This window comes from Bradyrhizobium sp. USDA 3256, assembly GCF_054058275.1.
Genome location: NZ_JBSSAE010000002.1, coordinates 7,727,501 through 7,745,121, shown reverse-complemented (window position 1 = coordinate 7,745,121; position 17,621 = coordinate 7,727,501). Strand labels below are relative to the sequence as shown.

The following is a 17,621-nucleotide window of genomic DNA, read 5'->3' as shown; positions in this document are numbered from 1 at the left end:
GAAGGAGCGGGATCAGACCGCGGCAGTGATCCACTGTTGCAGCTTGGCCTTCGGAGCGGCGCCGACCTGGCGGGACGCCATCTCGCCGCCCTTGAAGATCATCAGGGTCGGGATCGACATCACGCCATACTTCGACGCGGTCTTCGGGCTCTCGTCGACGTTGAGCTTCACGATCTTGACCTTGTCGCCCATCGCGCCGGAAATCTCATCGAGAGCGGGCGCAATCATGCGGCAGGGGCCGCACCACTCGGCCCAGAAGTCGACGACCACCGGCCCGGTCGCCTTAAGCACTTCGGCTTCGAAATCGGCGTCAGAAACCTTGCCAACGGCCATGTGAGTACCTCGTTCGGTTGGGACAAAAGGGCGCGGTTGAGAATCGCGCCCGGGAGCATGAGGCAAACGTATGAATGCCCCCTTGCCGGGTCAAGCTTGCTCACGCCGACATGAACTTATGCCAGGGTGGCGTCCAGCGCGGAGGCGGAAATCTCCATGATTTCAGTCGTTTCGGTCCAGAGCAGGGCGGCCCGCACGGGCAGCTGGGGATAAAGCCTGGCGAGCACCGCACGGTACAGCGCGAGCTGCCGGACATAGCCCCGCGGCGCCTCGGCGGCGGTCCCGGGCGGGGCATGGTTGGTCTTGAAATCGACGATCAGGACGTCGGTCGGCGTCACCACCAGGCGGTCGATCTGGCCCGAGACCAGCGCCTTCGGCTGGCCCGGCCGCTCCAGCCGCCCGACGATCGAGACTTCCGCGCGGCTGCCGGGCGCGAAGACGGCGGCAAAGCGCGGATCGGCGATCAGGCCGAGCACCTGATCCGCGAGCGCGGCCTGCTCCTGTTCGTTCCAGCCATCGGCATTGCGCGCGAGGTAGCCGAGCGCCGCGCTGCGCCGCCGCTCAAGGACGACGTCGGGCAGCGACTGCAGCAGCCGGTGCACCAGCGTGCCGCGTTGCAGGGCGCGAGCACGCAACTGCACCGATTCGCCGGTCCGGATCGGATGGCTGTCGTCATCGGCCGGATCGGACGGACGCAGCATGCTCGCTGCTGATTCCGGTGCGGCCGCAGCACGCAGCCAGGAAGGCAATGCGATCGGCACCGCGGCCGCTGAGGCCGTCGCGCCGGTGAGATCGGTGACGTCATCCGGCCGCGAATAGCGCATCACCTTGCCGCCTGGCGTCTCCAGCTCCTCGAGCTTGAGCCCGGAATTGGCGAGCCCCCTGGTGATCAGATCGTACCAGGACGATTTGCGCACCGTGTTCATGTTGCCCGGCATGCAGCCGCCGACGATCAGCCGGTCGGCGGCGCGGGTCATGGCGACATAGAGCAGGCGGCGATACTCGTCCTCGGTGTCGCCGAGCATCGCCTTGCGTGCCTCGGCGACGCCGGGCGGATCCTCGGCCTTCTTGCCGGCCCACACCACGACGCCGGGCGCGTTCGGCGCGGCGTTGCCCTGCGGCAGATGGATCAGCCGCAGCCGCTGCGTGTCCGACGGCGAGGTCGTGGTGTCGACCAGGAACACCACCGACGCCTCGAGGCCCTTGGCGCCGTGCACGGTCATGACGCGAACCTCGTCGCGCGAAATCTCCATGTCGCGCTTCACCTCGGTGTCGGCGGCGCGCAGCCAGGCGACAAAGCCCTGCAGCGAGGCCGGCGCCTTGCGCTCATAGCTCAGCGCAAGCTCGAGGAATTCGTCGAGCGCGTCGTTGGCCTCATGGCCGAGCCGGCGCAGGATGCGCGCCCGCCCGCCGTCGCCGCCGAGCAGCCAGGCGTAGAACGCGAACGGCGTCTCCTGGGTGAAGCGGCGCTCGCATTGTTCGAGACGCCGCAGCGCGGCCGCGAAGCGCTCATTGGTCGGCGCCTGCGCGGCCAGTGCCTCGCGCAGCGGGCCGCGACGCTGATACGCCAGCTTGAACAAATCGTCGTCGTCGAGGCCGAACAGCGGGCTCTTCAGCGCCACCGCCAGCGCCAGATCGTCCTGCGGCAGCAGCAGCGCGTCGGCGAGGTTCATCAGGTCGATGATCGCGATGTGCTCGGTCAGCTTCAGCCGGTCGGCGCCGGCGACCGGGATGCCCGCGTGCTTCAGCGCCTGGATCACCGCGTCGAACGCGTTGCCGCGCCGCCGCACCAGGATCAGCATGTCGCCGTAGCTGAGCGGCCGCCGCTCGCCGGCGCTGCCGGTCATGGTGCCGCTGGAGACGAGGCGCTTGATCTCGGCCTGGATGCGCCGTGCCAGCTTCACCTCGGGGCTGGTCACCGAGACGCCGTCGAACGGCGCGCGCCAGCCCTCGATGTCCTGGCGATCGTCGGCAACCGCGAGATCCCACAGCTCGATCTGGCTGGGGCCGGCATCGGCCATCGCGTTGTGGATCGGGTAGCCGTTCTCGACCGCATGAATGCTGCGGAAGATGTCCTGCTCGCGGAACACATGGTCGACCGAATGCAGGATCACCGGCCCCGAGCGGAACGAATAGGTGAACGACACCGGGTCGAATTTCAGCCCGGCCTCCTCGAACCGCCGCTTCAGCTCGCGCCGGCGCAGGTCGAATTCGCGCGGCGCCGCGCCCTGGAACGAGAAGATCGACTGCTTCTCGTCGCCGACCGCAAATACCGTGCGCACCAGGCCGTCGCGTGCGCCGGCGCCGGCGGTGAATTCCGAGATGATGTGCGCGACGATGTCCCATTGCCGCGGGCTGGTGTCCTGCGCCTCGTCGATCAGCACGTGATCGACGCCGCGGTCGAGCTTGTAGTGCACCCAGCCCGACGAGACGCGGTCGAGCATCGCCAGCGTCTTGTCGATCAGATCGTCATAGTCGAGCAGGCCGCGTTCCAGCTTCTCGCGCCGGTAGTGCGCGGCGGCCGCGGTCGCGATGTGGATCAGCGCCTCGGTGCGGTCGCGCGCGACCACGGCGCGGCGGCGTTCGATCAAGGGACCGAGCCGATCGATCTCCGCCTCGAACCGATGGCCCGCGACCGAATTCTTCTTGATGAAACTGTTGGTGACGACCGACGCGCGCGGCGCGCGCTCGTCGGTGAGGAATACGCCGAGATATTCGTCGACCTGGGCTGCACCGGTGAAGGTCAGCGCGCTCCGCAGCCGTTCGGCCTGCTTCTGATCCGCCTTGCTGCTGGTGTCGAGGAGCGTCGCCATCTCCTTCCAGCTCGATCGTGGCAGGTTCGGCCCGTCGACGATCTCGCGCTCGACCTCCTCGATGCGAATGTCAGAGGAGACGCCGAGCGCGGCCGACATCTGCGCGGCGGCGGCCGCGGCGTCGCCGGCCGCATCGGTCCAGGCCATGAAGTGGTCGCGGCTGAGGCAGGCCTCGCGGACCACCTCCTTGAAGGTGACGTCGGCGGCATTTGCGATCGCCGTCCGCAGCGCGCGGCCGATGGGACTGTCGGGAATCCGCGACGCTTCGAGGAACACCGCGAGATTGGCGCGCTCCATCATCTCGTTCTGGTCGCGGTCGTCGAGCACGGCGAAGCGTGCCGGCACGTTGGCCTCGAACGGAAACTGCTGCAGCAGGCGGGTGCACAGCGCGTGGATGGTCTGCACCTTCAAGCCGCCGGGCGTCTCCAGCGCGCAGGCAAACAGTTTGCGCGCCTCGCGCCGCAACGTGGCGGAAGGATGGGCAATGCCGGCCTCGCGGATCGCGGCGTCGAGCCCGGCGTCGTCGAGCGTCACCCAGTGGCCGAGCGTCGTGAACACGCGCTCGGCCATGTTTGCCGCGGCGGCCTTGGTGAAGGTGATGCAGAGGATCTTTTCCGGCGGCACGCCCGACAGCAGCAGGCGGATCACGCGCTGCACCAGCACATGGGTCTTGCCCGAGCCGGCATTGGCCGACACGAAGGTCGATGCCTTCGGATCGGACGCACGCGCCTGCGCGTCGCGCACCGCGGGCGGGATCGGACGTGGCGCCTTCACCATTCCTCGATCCCCAGGCCGCCGGCGGCGGACCATTCCTTGATGCGCGCGAGGTCGTCATAGGCGCCGTAGCGGTTCGCCCACATCGAGAGGTTCAGCGAGGTATAGGCCTGCTGCTCGTCGTCGAAGGCGCGGATCAGGGCCTCCAGCTTGCGCCGCGCGCTGTCGGCGGCTTCGTCGGGCGGCTGCGGCGTGTCGCTGGTCTTGATCTTCAGCTCCAGCGAACGCTGCTCGCCCGGCGGGTTGTTGCCGCTCAGCCTGACATAGACGAGGTCGCCGACCGAGGAGTCGGCCGGGATCTCGGCGAAGCCGCCCTCGCGCAGGATCGCCGCTTCCAGCGTGAGCTGCGGCGACAGGCCCATGCGCACCTGCTTGCCGGTCGGCGGCTGGCCGGTCTTGTAGTCGAGGATCGCAAAGCTGCCGTCGTCGCGCCGCTCGATGCGGTCGGCGCGCGCCGAGAGGACGAAGGTCCTGGCAGCGTCGAGCGGGATACCGATCTCGCCGCGGATCTCGGCCTTGATCGCAGCAATATTGCCGCGCCGGGCCTGCTCCCATTCGGCAAACCACCCCGCGATGCGCTGGAAGCGCGGCCACCACAGCGCCCGCGCCTCGGGCCGCTCCATCAGCGGCGCAAAATATTTGCCTCCGATCTCGCGCAGCGTGCGCAGGGTGTCGGCAGGCAGCGCGTCGGCATAGACCTGCGTGAACTCGCCGAGCGCCTCGTGGATCGCCGAGCCGCGATCGGCCGCCGACAGTGGCATGTCGACGGGGTCGAGCGGATCGAGCCGCAGGATGTAGCGCGCATAGATCGTGTAGGGATCGCGCAGCCAGTCCTCGATCGCGGTGACAGACATTTTCAGTGGACGTGCCTCGCGCGGCGGCCGCGGCTCCGGCTGCGGGATCGGCTCGACCTTGTCGGGCCGGTCGAGTTCGGCGGCATATTGCACGTAAGTCTCGCCGGCCGATGTCGCGGCCCTCCAGCGCGCCTCGCCCGCAACGGCTTCGAGCCGATGCAGGAAGCGCGAGGCGACCGCCGGTGCGCCGCCGACTTTTGCGGCGTGGGTGAGGATCACCTCGTCATGGCCGAGCAGCTGCGCAAAGTCGTGCGCGGAAAGGCCGATGCGGCGCTCGGGAAGGTCGAGCCCGAGCTCGTGCCGCATCGGCCGGCTCAGCCACGGATCGACCCGCGGCGCCGGCGGCCAGACGCCCTCGACCAGACCGCCGAGGATGACGCGATCGGATTCGGTGAGACGGGCTTCGAGCTGGCCGAAGATGTTGAGCTGCGCGCGCGCCGCTTCCGGCCGCCGCACCATGCGGTCGGCGAACGCGGTCTGGAACACCTCGGGATAGTCGGCGAGCGGCGTCATCAGCCCGCTCGGCTGCTGCTTGGCGAGCAGCTCGTCGAACGCGGACGCCAGCGACGCACCGGCGCGCTCCTCGAACGCGACAGCAACGCCATTCTGATCGCCGGACAGCGCAATCAGGGCCTCGCGGTGGCGCGCGGCGAGCTCGGCGAAATCATAGGGTTTTGACGACGCCATGCCTTCGAGCGGCGCCAGCGCCGCCTGCAACTTGGCGATCACGTCCTGCGCCCGGTTGAGTTCGTTGTCGCGCAGCCGGGCGCGCGGCTCCATCGCGTGCAGCGACGAGGTCTCGCCGCCGTGCAGCTTGATCAGTTCGGCGCGGAAGCGCGCGAAGTCGCGGGCGAGGCCGGCGGTCCCGGCTTGCGGTCGCGTGCCGCGCAGCAGCGCGATCTCCAGCACCTCGATCGCGCGCCGCAGCGCGCCATGCGAACCGCCGAGCCGGAACAGCGGATGCTTGAGCAGCGCGAGCAATGTCGGCGGCTCCAGCCCCTTGGCCGCAGCCTCCGCGGTCAGGCGGGCGAACACGCCGGCCGGCGTTTCGATCAGCACATCGCCGCCGGAATCGTCGAACTCGAGCTTCCAGCGCGTCAGCGACGCCATCACGCGGCGCGCCAGCGCGCGGTCCGGCGTTACCAACGCGGCCGATTTGCCGAGATGCCGCGCCTCGCGCATCGCCACCGCGATCGCCAGCGCCTCCATTTCCGGATTGGGCGCCTCGACCACGGTGAGGTTGGTCATCCCGGCGGAAATCCGCGCCACGATCTCCGGCCGTTCCAGCCGGTCGTGCCACTGCGCCGTCGCGGTCGAGGGACGCATCGTCTCCGACACCAGCACCTCGCGGCCGAGCGGCGCCGGCTCGGCAAGGCTCTCGACATCGCGACGCTTGATGCCGAAGCGGTCGAGCAAAGCGTGCATCGCGAATTGCGGATGGTTCGACGAGGGCGGCGTTACGAACCTGCCGTCGTCGCCGCGCTCGCCGCCGATCGTGTCCCAGCTGCCCTGGTCGAGATCGGTGTCGAGCCCGGGCAGCACCACGGCACCGTTCGGCAGCTTCGCCACCGCGTGCACGAATTTCGCCGTCGCCGGCATCGAGCCGGTCGAACCGGCGGCGATCACCGGGCCCGCGTGGTGCGCGGTCAGCCGCGCCGCCTCCGCCTCGATCAGGAGATCGCGCCGCGCCGCGGGTTCGATCCGGCCGATCTCCTTGAGGTAGCTGGGCCAGGCGTCGCGCGCGATACGCAGGAAGTCGAGCGAGTGCTGCCAATATTTGTCGAGCTGGTCCGGCACCAGGCGGTCGAGCGCGCGCCAGTCGACGCCGCGCGTCACCATGTCGTCCATCAGCCGCGCCAGATCGCCGGCGAGTTGCAGCGTCGAGGCCGGCCCGCCGACCACCAGCGGCGCCGACACCGGCGTCTTCGCCCAGGCCGCGACAAGATGCGCCAGGGTCAGCCGGCGCTCGAGCTCGCCGAGCCTTGGCGGAATCTCCAGCGGCGCGGCGCCGCCGACGTCCTCGCTTTGGTCGGCGAAGGCGAGCTCGTCCTCATCGATGTCGCCAAGCGCGACGATGCGCGGCAGCACGGCGGCGTCCGACTCGAGCACATCGAGGAAGATTTCCCGCGCCAGCCGCCCGGCGCGGCGGGTCGGCAGATACAGCGTGGCGTTGGCGAGCCTTGCCGGATCGTTCTGCGCCTCGAATCCCGCGACCAGCCGGCCATCGACCAGCGCCGAGATGACGGTCCGCAGGAACGGCGCAGAAACGGGAACACTGAAGACGCGCATGGGCTGCCTGATTCGAATCCGGCGCCAATATAGGGATCGGCGGCCGTCGTTAGCCACCCCTGTCGGAGAACCGTCACCGCTCAATATCGCAATCGGCCGGCGCAGCGATCCGCGGCATCCAGGAACCAGCGCAACGCCGGATCCTGGGCAGCGCGGCTCGTATGGATCAGGTCGATCGCGAAGGCGGGGATGTCGATCGGCGGCGCGACGACGGCAATGTCGGCCAGATGCGTGAAGCGCCGGGCGACGCGCTCGGACATCGTGGCGATCAGATCGGTGCCGGCCACGGCGAACGGGACGGCCACCACATGCGCAAGCGTCATCGCCACTCGTCGTTTCAGTCCATGGCGCGCCAGCAACGCGTCGATCACGCTCGGCAGGCCGTCGCCGCCGGCCGCCGAGAACAGCGCGTGCGGCAGGGTCGCGTAATCTTCCAGACTCAGGCGCTCCGATCGGTTCGTGCGCGCGGTATCGCGGACGCAGACAAAGCGTTCCTCGAATAGCCGGTGCCGGACGCAGCGCGGTGACTCCGGCAGGTGCCCGCCGATCAGCGCATCGAGTTCTCCGCGCTCCAGCTTCGCCAGCGCCACCGTCGCGTCGGTGAGCGGGCGCACGGCAAGGTCAATGCCGGGCGCTTCGACGCGCAGCAGCCGGGTCAGTTCCGGCACCACAACGAGATCGCCGTAGTCGGTCGCGGCGATGGTGATGCGCCGTCGCGCGATGGCCGGATCGAAGCCCTGATCGGGCACCAACGCGCTCCGGATTTGCCGCAGCGCTTCGCCGATCGGCCCGGCCAGCGCCAGCGCCTTTTCGGTCGGCTGCATGCCCGCGCCGGCACGCAGGAACAGTTCGTCGGCAAACAGCGCACGCAGCCTCCGCAACGCGCTGCTCATGGACGGCTGGGCGAGCCCGATGCGCTCGGCCGCCCGGGTGACGTGGCGCTCCTCCATCAGCGCCTCGAAGGCGACCAGCAGGTTGAGATCGATGGCGGCTAAATTCATTGTGGCAATAGTGCATATAACAATAATCGATTTCAACAATGATTTGCTCCGGCCTATGCTCGTTGGCCGGACATGACGACGGGACCCAGGAATTTGGCGAGATTTGCGAGGCTGGTGCCGCGCGGGCCGACACTGCTGATCACCGGCGTGCTGGCGGGATTGGCTTTCCCGGCCTTGGCGGATGGCGTGCGCCCGCTGATGGCGGCGGCGATCTTTGTTCTGGTGCTCGGCACCTTCCTCCAAGTCGACGGGACGGCGTTCCGACGCGCGTTGCGGCGGCCGCTGGTCTGGCTGCTGTTGCCGGCGCTCGCCATGCTGGCGAGCCCGCTTGCAGTCGGCCTTGCCGCGCGCGGCGCCGGCTTTCGACCCGAGCTGATCGTCGCATTGGTGCTGTCGGTGTGTGCGCCGCCGTCGAGCGGCACGGCGGCCGTCGCGCGCATGCTCGGCTTCGACGCGACCATTCCGTTGGCCGTGACGCTGCTGTCGATGGCGCTCGCGCCGGTCACGGTGCCGCTGATCGCCGCGGGATTTGCCGGTCTCGCGCTCGATCCGCTGGCGCTTGCGACGCGGCTGGCGCTGCTGGTCGGCGCCGCCGGCGGTCTGGCGTTGCTGCTGCGCCGTCAGGCCGCTGCACGGTTGACGCAGCATGCACGCATCATCGACGCGCTCGTGCTCGCCTCGCTGCTGCTGTTTGCGATCGCCACCATGGCCGGGGTGCGCGCTCAGATCGAAGCGCAACCGGCCGCCGCGTTCACCTGCGTCGGCCTTGCTTTCGCCTGCAATCTCGCCCTGCAATTGTGTGGCGCGCTGCTCACGCCGGGCAATCTGGCTGCACGGCTGACCAGCGGCCTCATTCTCGGCAACCGCAATGTCGGACTGGTCTGGTCGGCGATGGGCGCTGCGGTGTCGCCGATGACGGCCTTGTTCTTCGCCGCGACGCAGTTTCCGATCTATATGACGCCGCGGCTGATCGAGATGCTTGTTCGCCGCGAGCGCAAGGAGAATGCCTCACCATGAGCGCGACGATCCTGACCGAAGACCTCGCCGTCCGCTTCGCGCGCATCGCGCTCGGCCATGTCACGCGCGAATATCCGAACAAGCCGGATCACGCGCTGGCGGGGCCGCAGGATGCGCGCACGCCGCGCGAGCTGCATCCGGTGTTCTTCGGCAGCTACGACTGGCACTCCTGCGTCCACAGCTACTGGATGCTTGCCCGGCTGCTGCGCCGCTATCCCTCATCGGAGGCGGCGGACGATATCCACGCGCTGTTCGACGCGCAGTTTGTTGCTGAGAAGATCGCGGCCGAATGCAGCTATCTCGCCACCCCGACCGCGCGCGGCTTCAAACGGCCTTACGGCTGGGGCTGGCTGTTGAAGCTTGCGGCAGAGCTCTCGCTCCTCGAGAACACCAACTGGCGCGAGCGGATCGCTCCGCTTGCCGGGATTTTCGCACAGCGTTTCCGCGATTTCCTGCCGCTCGCCACCTATCCGGTGCGGGTCGGCACCCATTTCAACACCGCGTTCGGGCTGCGCATGGCGGCCGACTACGCCGCAGTGACACAGGACGATGCGTTCGGTGCGCTGTTGCGCGACACGGCGCTGCGCTGGTACGGCGCCGATCAGGACTGCCCCGCCTGGGGTGAGCCGAGCGGCGACGACTTCCAGTCGTCCGCGCTGATCGAAGCGGAGTGCATGCGCCGGCTGCTGGCGCCGGGCGACTTCCTGCCCTGGTTCGACCGCTTCCTGCCGCGGCTCGAACTGCGCGAACCAGCAACCCTGTTCCGGCCCGCCACGGTCACCGATCGCACGGATGGCAAGCTGGCGCATCTCGACGGGCTCAATCTCAGCCGCGCATGGTGCTGGCGTTCGCTGGCCGGCACGTTGCCGGCGGCCGATGCCCGTCGTCCGATCCTGCAGGATGCCGCGCGCCGTCATCTCGACGCCGGCCTGCCGCATATCGCCGGCGACTATATGGGCGAACACTGGCTTGCAAGCTTCGCGGTGCTCGCGATCGACGCCGAGGGCTGACGACGACGGGTGCCGCCTACGCGACGCTTTCCAGGTAGGCTTCTTCCGCGGCCTGGATCGCGTCTGGAGTCCCGACATGCATCCAGACGCCGTCGAGGCGCAGGCCGAACAGCCGCTCCTGCTCGTTGGCGCGATCGAACATCTTGGTCAGCGAGAACTCACCGGCCGGCGCGTCGGCGAACAGCGCAGGCGACATGATCGCGGCGCCGGCATAGACGAACGGCACCACCTGGTGCTCGCGCCGCTTGCGCAACGCGCCATCCGGCAACATCGAATAGTCTCCGCGCCCGCCATAGCCGATGCTCGTAGCGGTCGGCGCCATCAGCAGCAGGATATCCATCCGCGCGGGATCGAAGGTTTCCGCGAGCCGCGCCAGATTGGAGCGCACGCCGTCGATCCACATCGTGTCCGCGTTCAGATGATAGAACGGCGCATCGCCGAGCAGCGGCAGTGCCTTCACCACCGCGCCACCAGTGCCGAGCACCTGGTCGCGCTCGTCGGAGATGATCACGCGCGGACGGCTGCGGGTCTTGACGTGCTCGATGATCTGGTCGGGCAAATAGTGCACGTTCACGACGGCTTCGCTGACGCCGGCGCCGGCGAGCTTGTCGAGCACATGGTCGAGCAGCGGCTGGCCGGCGACGCTGACCAGCGGCTTCGGCATCGTGTTGGTCAGGGGGCGCATGCGCACGCCGAGGCCCGCAGCGAGCACCATGGCTTTATGGGGAGTGACGGGCATCTTCCGGATATTCTCGGTCATCATCTCTCATGCGCCGATCATATCACGGCGATTCGGCAAGCACATCAATCAGACGCCATAGTCACGAGACATGACGGCCGTAAGACGGCAATGACGACCCTGGCCTAGACGTCGGCAGCTTGCGTGCCGCGTCTGGCGGTTTTCTTCTTCTTGTCGCCTTGTTTGAGAAAGTTGACGCCGATCTGGTCGCCATTGACCCATGCCAGCTCGCAGCGGCGATAGGCCAATCCTGTGGACGACAGCAGCAGAAAAAACTCCTTCAGGTTCAGGCCCTCGACCGAGCCGTCGACGGAGAGCTTGGCGCCCGTCTCCGACACGTCTTCCATGGTGCAGTCGCGCCGCCAGGTGCCGTCGATGCCCATCATGTGCGCCGCTATGCCGCGCTCAAACGTGACACGATCGCCCTTGCGTCGTTCCGTCCCCATCGTGTGGTCCCGCTCCAGATCCGGCCGCGCCATGGATCAGGTGCGGGCTCGGCAACCTTAGGGGACCCGAGGCTAATAACCCGTAAACTACGGTACTGGAGGAGGGACGTTGGCTGTGTACCAGATGCGGAAGCTGGTCAGCGCCGGATGCGCCAGCGACCGCTCGAGATAGGTCCAGATCCGCGGCTGGTGCTTGAGATATTGCGGCTTGCCGTCGCGGCGGTTGAGCCGCGCAAAGGTGCCGAGCAGGCGGGTGTTGCGCTGCGCCGACATGATCGCATAGAGCTCGGCGAAGCCGGCCGGATCGAAGCCCTCATCGGTCGCGCGCCGCGCCTTGATGTAGCGGGTCAATAGCGACAACTCGAGCTGCTCGGGCACATCGATCCGGGCATCCTGCAGCAGCGACACCACGTCATAGGCTGCGGGGCCGAGCAGCGCGTCCTGGAAATCGATGATGCCGACGCGCAGGATGCCGGTGCGTTCGGCAAGCCAGATGATGTTCGGCGAATGGAAGTCGCGGATCACCCAGGTCCGCGGCGCGGCTGCGGGCTTCTCCAGCAGGCCGCGCCACATCCCGAGAAATTCGGCGCGAAGCTCCTCGCTCGGCTGCACGCCGCGGTCGGGCAGGTACCATTCAAGCATTAGCCCGATCTCGATCAGCCAGGCGTCGATGTCGAACACCGGGATGTCGTAGCTCTCGTCTGACGTCAGCGGCAATTGCTCCGGCAGCACCTCGCGGTGCAGTGCCGCCAGCATGTCGACGGCGGCCTCGTAACGCTCGGCGATCGGCTGCGGTGGATCGCCATCGATGACGCTTTCGGCGCCGAAATCCTCGGTGATGAGGAAGCCGGATCCGAGATCGATGTGGCGGATCGCGGGCGCGGAGAAACCATGCTTGCGCAGGCCGTTTCCGATCGCGACGAACGGCCTGACGTCTTCGGCGAGATGCACCGCTGCGCTATAGGACTGGCCGCTGTAGATCGCCGGGCCGTCGGGACGGCGCGGCGAGTTCATCAGGATGACGGTGCCGTCGTCGTTGCGCAGCCGTGCATAGGAGCGTGTCGAGGCATCGCCCGGCATGCGTTCGCGCCGGGCATTGAGAAAGCCCGCGCGATCGAGGAACTGGCGCAGCTCGTTGAGTCGCGCGACCTTCGCTGCGCCCTTGCCATGGCCGGTGATCTCGGCCGCGCGTGCCGCCGATCCGAGCGCCGGGCGATGGCTGAATGCGATATCGATGCGGTTGGCGGGCATCGCGTCGGGCGCGCGCTCCGGCCACTCGATCAGCGCCACGACGTCGTCGGGCAGCGGCGACAGCCCGATCTCCTCGAGCTCGCTGGCGTCGTTGATGCGGTAGAGGTCGGCATGGACGAGCGGAAACGACGGCAGCTCGTAGCTCTGCGCCAGGGTGAAGGTCGGGCTCGGCACCTCCAGCGCGTCGTCGGCGGCGAGGTAACGGATCAACGCGCGCGCGGGCCGTGGTCTTGCCGGCGCCGAGGTCGCCGGACAGCGTGATGACGTCGCCGGAGCCGATCAGCAGCGCGAGGTCGGCCATCAGCTCTGCTGTCGCGGTCTCGTTCGCGAGTGCCACCGAGAATGTCGAGGTCGCCGTCATTCAGCAGCGTTGCGATGTGCGGTCTGGTCGATCGGGAAGTCGCAGGTCACGGTCGTGCCGCGGCCTACGGTCGAATCGACCCGCACCCGTCCGCCATGCAGTTCGACGAAGGAGCGGACCAGCGACAGGCCGAGCCCCGCGCCGCGATGCCGCGAGCCGTGGGAATGGCTCTCGAACCAGTTGAACACCTTGTCGCGCATCTCGGCCGGAATGCCGGGGCCGGCATCGGTCACCGCAAACACCACGCTGTGCTCGGTGCGGTGCGCGCTGATCGTGACGGTGGCATCGTGCGGCGAGAAGCCGACCGCGTTGGCGAGCAGATTATACAGCACCTGCACCACGCGCCGCTCGTCGCCGACGAAGGCGCCGATGTCGGGCTCGATATCGACCTTCAGCGTGATGCGGTCGGTCGCGAGACGATCCTGGATGCCTTCGGCGGCGGCCTCGATCGCCTGGCCGATATTGACCGGGCCGAGCTCGAGCTTCATCGCGCCGGCGTCGATGGTGGCGAGATCGAGAATGTTGTTGGTCAGCGCCAGCAGCGCGTTGGTCGATTTGGTGACGTAGTCGAGATATTCGGCCTGCTTCGGCGTCAGCGGTCCGGTCGAGGGATCGCTGAGGAAATGCGCGAAGCCGATGATGGTGGTGAGCGGGGCGCGCAGCTCGTAGGAGACGTGGTGGACGAAATCCACCTTCATCTGGTCGGCGGCTTCCAGCGCCTCGTTGCGCTCGCGCAGCGCCCGCTCGACATTTTCGGTGTCGGTGATGTCCTGGAAGGCGAGCAGGGTCTTGCCGTCGGGCAGCGGGATGGTCATGCAATTCAGCACGCTGCCGTCCTTGCGCTCGAGCTTGAGCGCGACCTGGGCGCGGTTCTCGATCGCGGTGATCGATTCGCGCAGCGTGCGCCAGGTCAGGGCGTCGTCGAACAGCGGCCGGCACAGCGCTTCCACTGCCTCGATATGCGGCTCGCCCTGCAGCGCGTCGGCCGGCAGCTTCCACATCTTGGCGAACGGCGGGTTGAACAGTTCGGCGCGTCCGTTGCTGCCGAACACCGCGACCGCTTCGCCGAGATTGTCCAGGGTCTCGCGCTGCACCCGGGTCAGGCGGTCGTAGCGGCGCGCGAGGTCGAGGCTCTCGGTGACGTTGTCGAACAGATAGGTGACGCCACCCTCGAGGTTCGGCGTGGTGACGACGCTGATGGCGCGGCCGTCGGGCAGGAACCAGGTATAGGTCTCGGATTCGACCGCGCGATAGGCCTCGTGCAGCTTGGCCTTCCAGGCGCGGAAGTCCGGCTGCTCGGGCAGCTTGCGGTTGGCGCGGAGCCGGTCGAGCACGCTGGAATCGTCGGGGTTGCCGTCGAGGAAGGCCTGGTCGAGGCTCCACAGCCGCCGATAGGACTCGTTGTAGAAGGTGAGCCGCCGGTCGGTATCGAATACCGCGACGCCCGAGGACAATTGGTCGAGGGTGCGCCGGTGCGCTTCGACCATCCGCGCGATCGCCGCGCGCAGCGCCGCAGCTTCGCTGGCGTCGATCGCAATGCCGGCGCTGCCGCCGGAGAGCTTGAGCGCCTGCACGTCGTAGATCCGCCGCTCGCCGCTGACCACGATCGGCAGCCGCGCGGCATAATTGGCATTGTCGTTGAGCGCGCGGGTCAGCTCGCCGCGCTGGTCGCTTTCGAGCAGTTCGAGATTGCGCTGCAGCGCGTCCGACACGCTCTTGCCTTCGGTGGCGCGGACATAGGCCGCGTTGGCATAGCGCAGATTGCCCTCGAGGCTCTTGGCCCAGATCGGCCATGGCGCGGCGGCGGCGAAATCGCGCAGCAGCTCGGTTTCCTCCTGCAGCGTCTTGAAGCGCAGGTTGGACTCGGCGAGCTCGCGGCGCAGCCCGCCGAGCTCGCGGATCCGCACGATGGCCTGGCCGCCGATCGCGCGGCCCATCGCCTCGATGGCGCGGCCGGCCGAGGTCGAGAGGTTGAGCAGGAATGCCTCGCCCTTCTCGCGCAGCGCATCGACCGCGTGATCCATCTGCAGCGCCGGCTCGGGCGGCAGCCAGGTTCCGAAGGCGAGGACGCGTTGCGGCGAGCCTTCCTGCGACATCACCAGCGAGATGTCGCCCGAGATCTGCGGCCGGTTGTCACCCGCGGCCCAGGAGATCAGGACCTGCGGCTCGACGAACAGCAGCGCGCGCAGCCGGTCCGATTGCGCCTGCAGGTCCGAGATCTCGGACTGCAACTGCTCCTCGTTCCTCGTCGCGCGCACGCGGGTGCGCATCAAGAGGATCGCGGCGACGGCCGAGAAGCCGACCAGCGCAAGCGACGTCGCGAGGACCGCGACCTCCTGGTGATTGAAGCCGAAATGATCTGACATCGCCTGGGCGACCGGGCTCTCGGCGGCAAACGAGGCGCGGGCCGGCAGCAATGCGGTGATGGCGAGCCCAATCATGCCGTCGCGCGCCAGTGAGGTGCATGACAGCAGGGTTCGACGCATTGCCGCGACTACGCCCGACATATGTTGCCCCAGAACGCACAAACCCCAGGCATGATCCGGAAAAGAGGAGACCGGTGTTCCCTCACGGCAAACGTACAACGTTTGTCCGCCGATCATGCCCAAGCAGGACCAGTCAGCCCGACGAAGACCCCCCGTCGTGCTCGAATCAAAACAGAATAGTCCCAACGGGACTCGGCGAGTAAGAGTCCAGACCGTGAACGCAGAATCCCCTGTGAAAAAATGCGGCCGGGTGGGGCGGATTTTACGCGAATTGACTCCGTAATCGTGCGGGGAGCGCACGAAGCGTGATCTCCCGAGGCTCGTCCGCACACTGCGCGCGCTAGCGTCCGGTCGAGCCGAAGCCGCCGCTGCCGCGCCCGGTCGCCGGCAGCACGTCGACCGGAACCAGCTCGGCCCGTGTGACCGGCGCGATCACCATCTGCGCGATGCGCTCGCCGCGCCGGATCGAAAACACCTCGTGGCCGTGATTGATCAGCAGCACGTTGATCTCGCCGCGATAGTCGGCGTCGATCGTGCCGGGCGAGTTCAGCACCGTGACGCCGTATTTGGCGGCAAGGCCGGAGCGCGGCCGCACCTGCGCCTCGTAGCCCGGCGGCAGCGCGATCGTCAGTCCGGTCGGAACCATCTCGTAGCGGCCCGGCAGCAGCAGCAGCGGCGCCGACCGCGGCACCGCCGCCAGCAGGTCGAGGCCGGCCGCGTCGGCGGTCTGATAGATCGGCAGCAGGAGATCTGCGCCATGCGGCAATTGGTGGACTTCGACCTTGATGGTGGCGCTCACGATGCGGTTCCTACGGCTCTTGCGATGCGCGACACCAGCGCGGTCGCGACTTCCTCCTTGGTCATGACAGGCCAGGAGTCGACGGTGACGTCCTTGCCCTCGCGCGAAAGCAGGTGAACGGTGTTGCGGTCGCCGCCCATCACCCCGGTCGCCGGCGAGACGTCGTTGGCGACGATCCAGTCGCAGCCCTTGCGCGCGAACTTCGCCTTGGCGTTCTCGATCAGATGCTCGGTCTCGGCGGCGAAGCCGATCACCAGCGGCGGCCGCTGCTCCTTCAGCTTGGAAATTGTCGCGAGGATGTCGGGGTTCTCGACCAGCTGCAGCGGCGGCATGCCGGCCGCGGTCTTCTTCAGCTTCTGGCTGCCTTCGGTTGCGACCCGCCAGTCCGCGACCGCGGCGGCGAAGATCGCGACGTCGACCGGCAGCGCGGCCTCGACCCGGTGCAGCATGTCGCGCGCGGACTCCACGCGCATCACCGAGATGCCCTGGGGGTCGTCGAGCTCGACCGGTCCGGTCACCAGCACGACTTCGGCGCCGGCGGCGCGCGCGGCGGCGGCAATGGCAAAGCCCTGCTTGCCGGACGAGCGGTTGGCGATGTAGCGGACCGGATCGATCGCCTCATGGGTCGGGCCCGCAGTGATCAGCACCCGCTTGCCGGCCAGCGGACGCGGCTGCGGCGGGCGCAGCATGCGGTCAGCAGCGGCGGCGATCTCGGTCGGCTCGGCCATCCGCCCGACGCCGGCCTCGCCGGCTTCCGCCATCTCGCCCGCGTTGGGGCCCACGGTATGGACGCCGTCGCGGCGGAGCTGCAGCACGTTGCGGCGGGTGGCCGGATTGTTCCACATCAGCGGGTTCATCGCCGGCGCCAGCAGGATCGGCCGGTTGGCCGCCAGCAAGGTGGCGGTGGCGAGGTCGTCGGCATGGCCCTGCGCCATCTTGGCCATCAGGTCGGCGGTCGCGGGCGCCACCACGATCAGGTCGCAGTCTCGCGCCAGCCGGATATGGCCGGCGTCGAACTCGCTCTCGGCGTCGAACAGGTCGGTGTAGACGCGCTCATGCGACAGCGCACTGGCGGCGAGCGGGGTGACGAACTGCTGGGCCGCCTTGGTCAGCACGCAGCGGACCTGGATGTGCCGCTCCTTGAGCCGCCGGATCAAATCCAGCGCCTTGTAGGCCGCAATCCCTCCGCCGATGATCAGGGTGACGCGCGGCTCTCCTGCCGCGCTGGCGGCCCGTGGAACAGGGGCGACAGCCGTCGCGGAACCCGCCCCAAGCGTCTCTGCGGGCCCCGTACCGCCGTCCGCGAGGTCCCGGAGGATCACCCGGACCTCCTCCTCGACTGAGCGGCCGTTCCTGGCGGAGCGCAGCCGCAGATAGGCCTTCAGCGTATCGTCGAGTTTGCGGATGGTCAGGCTGGCCATGGCGTGCCCTCAGGCATCATGCTCAAT

Annotated in this window: 11 protein-coding genes and 1 pseudogene; 2 read left to right on the top strand and 10 right to left on the bottom strand. The window is 68.2% G+C overall.

The window, feature by feature from the left end; genetic code table 11:
- Positions 1-12 precede the first annotated feature (12 nt).
- From trxA to ACVWY5_RS38445, 4 genes are all read right to left on the bottom strand, one after another.
- A complete protein-coding gene (trxA, locus tag ACVWY5_RS38460) occupies positions 13-333 on the bottom strand; it encodes a thioredoxin (RefSeq protein WP_016847387.1) in 321 nt (106 codons plus the stop codon).
- A gap of 116 nt (positions 334-449) precedes the next feature.
- A complete protein-coding gene (gene addA, locus ACVWY5_RS38455) occupies positions 450-3,923 on the bottom strand; it encodes a double-strand break repair helicase AddA (protein WP_028337550.1) in 3,474 nt (1,157 codons plus the stop codon).
- On the bottom strand, positions 3,917-7,063 hold the full coding sequence (gene addB, locus ACVWY5_RS38450; RefSeq protein WP_028337551.1) for a double-strand break repair protein AddB: 3,147 nt from the start codon (positions 7,061-7,063) through the stop codon (positions 3,917-3,919). The genes addA and addB overlap by 7 nt, the downstream gene beginning before the upstream one ends.
- 80 nt (positions 7,064-7,143) lie before the next feature.
- Positions 7,144-8,103: a LysR family transcriptional regulator gene (locus ACVWY5_RS38445; protein ID WP_321177135.1), complete on the bottom strand. Its 960-nt coding sequence runs from the start codon at positions 8,101-8,103 to the stop codon at positions 7,144-7,146.
- A 54-nt stretch (positions 8,104-8,157) separates the two neighbouring features.
- Between ACVWY5_RS38445 and ACVWY5_RS38440 the strand changes: the two genes are divergently transcribed.
- The gene (locus ACVWY5_RS38440; RefSeq protein WP_321177136.1) at positions 8,158-9,081 is read left to right on the top strand and encodes a hypothetical protein; all 924 of its coding nucleotides are present in this window, start codon (positions 8,158-8,160) and stop codon (positions 9,079-9,081) included.
- The gene (locus ACVWY5_RS38435; protein WP_028337554.1) at positions 9,078-10,091 is read left to right on the top strand and encodes a DUF2891 domain-containing protein; all 1,014 of its coding nucleotides are present in this window, start codon (positions 9,078-9,080) and stop codon (positions 10,089-10,091) included. Before ACVWY5_RS38440 ends, ACVWY5_RS38435 begins: the two co-directional genes overlap by 4 nt.
- Before the next feature lie 16 nt (positions 10,092-10,107).
- Here ACVWY5_RS38435 and ACVWY5_RS38430 read toward each other — a convergent pair whose 3' ends face one another.
- The 6 genes and pseudogenes from ACVWY5_RS38430 to coaBC all read right to left on the bottom strand — a co-directional run bounded on the left by ACVWY5_RS38430 (position 10,108) and on the right by coaBC (position 17,594).
- Positions 10,108-10,830 carry a nucleotidyltransferase family protein gene (locus tag ACVWY5_RS38430; protein ID WP_028337555.1) on the bottom strand — a complete coding sequence of 241 codons (723 nt, stop codon included), beginning with the start codon at positions 10,828-10,830 and terminating at the stop codon, positions 10,108-10,110.
- A 125-nt stretch (positions 10,831-10,955) separates the two neighbouring features.
- Positions 10,956-11,276, bottom strand: coding sequence for a PilZ domain-containing protein (locus tag ACVWY5_RS38425; protein ID WP_028337556.1), 321 nt, complete (start codon positions 11,274-11,276; stop codon positions 10,956-10,958).
- A gap of 87 nt (positions 11,277-11,363) precedes the next feature.
- A pseudogene (gene tsaE, locus ACVWY5_RS38420) lies at positions 11,364-12,888 on the bottom strand (tRNA (adenosine(37)-N6)-threonylcarbamoyltransferase complex ATPase subunit type 1 TsaE).
- Positions 12,885-15,395, bottom strand: coding sequence for a sensor histidine kinase (locus ACVWY5_RS38415; RefSeq protein ID WP_028337558.1), 2,511 nt, complete (start codon positions 15,393-15,395; stop codon positions 12,885-12,887). Before ACVWY5_RS38415 ends, tsaE begins: the two are co-directional and overlap by 4 nt.
- Before the next feature lie 319 nt (positions 15,396-15,714).
- Entirely contained in the window at positions 15,715-16,173 is a 459-nt protein-coding gene (gene dut / locus ACVWY5_RS38410; RefSeq protein ID WP_028337559.1) for a dUTP diphosphatase, read from the bottom strand.
- On the bottom strand, positions 16,170-17,594 hold the full coding sequence (coaBC, locus tag ACVWY5_RS38405; RefSeq protein ID WP_028337560.1) for a bifunctional phosphopantothenoylcysteine decarboxylase/phosphopantothenate--cysteine ligase CoaBC: 1,425 nt from the start codon (positions 17,592-17,594) through the stop codon (positions 16,170-16,172). Before coaBC ends, dut begins: the two co-directional genes overlap by 4 nt.
- Positions 17,595-17,621: the final 27 nt, after the last annotated feature.

What these genes read in the sequence shown, in the direction of transcription:
- ACVWY5_RS38430 (WP_028337555.1), bottom strand. Translation starts at nt 10,830, where the DNA reads ATGCCCGTCACTCCCCATAAAGCCATGGTGCTCGCTGCGGGCCTCGGC.
- addB (WP_028337551.1), bottom strand. Translation starts at nt 7,063, where the DNA reads ATGCGCGTCTTCAGTGTTCCCGTTTCTGCGCCGTTCCTGCGGACCGTC.
- trxA (WP_016847387.1), bottom strand. Translation starts at nt 333, where the DNA reads ATGGCCGTTGGCAAGGTTTCTGACGCCGATTTCGAAGCCGAAGTGCTT.
- ACVWY5_RS38415 (WP_028337558.1), bottom strand. Translation starts at nt 15,395, where the DNA reads ATGTCGGGCGTAGTCGCGGCAATGCGTCGAACCCTGCTGTCATGCACC.
- ACVWY5_RS38435 (WP_028337554.1), top strand. Translation starts at nt 9,078, where the DNA reads ATGAGCGCGACGATCCTGACCGAAGACCTCGCCGTCCGCTTCGCGCGC.
- ACVWY5_RS38425 (WP_028337556.1), bottom strand. Translation starts at nt 11,276, where the DNA reads ATGGGGACGGAACGACGCAAGGGCGATCGTGTCACGTTTGAGCGCGGC.
- addA (WP_028337550.1), bottom strand. Translation starts at nt 3,923, where the DNA reads ATGGTGAAGGCGCCACGTCCGATCCCGCCCGCGGTGCGCGACGCGCAG.
- coaBC (WP_028337560.1), bottom strand. Translation starts at nt 17,594, where the DNA reads ATGGCCAGCCTGACCATCCGCAAACTCGACGATACGCTGAAGGCCTAT.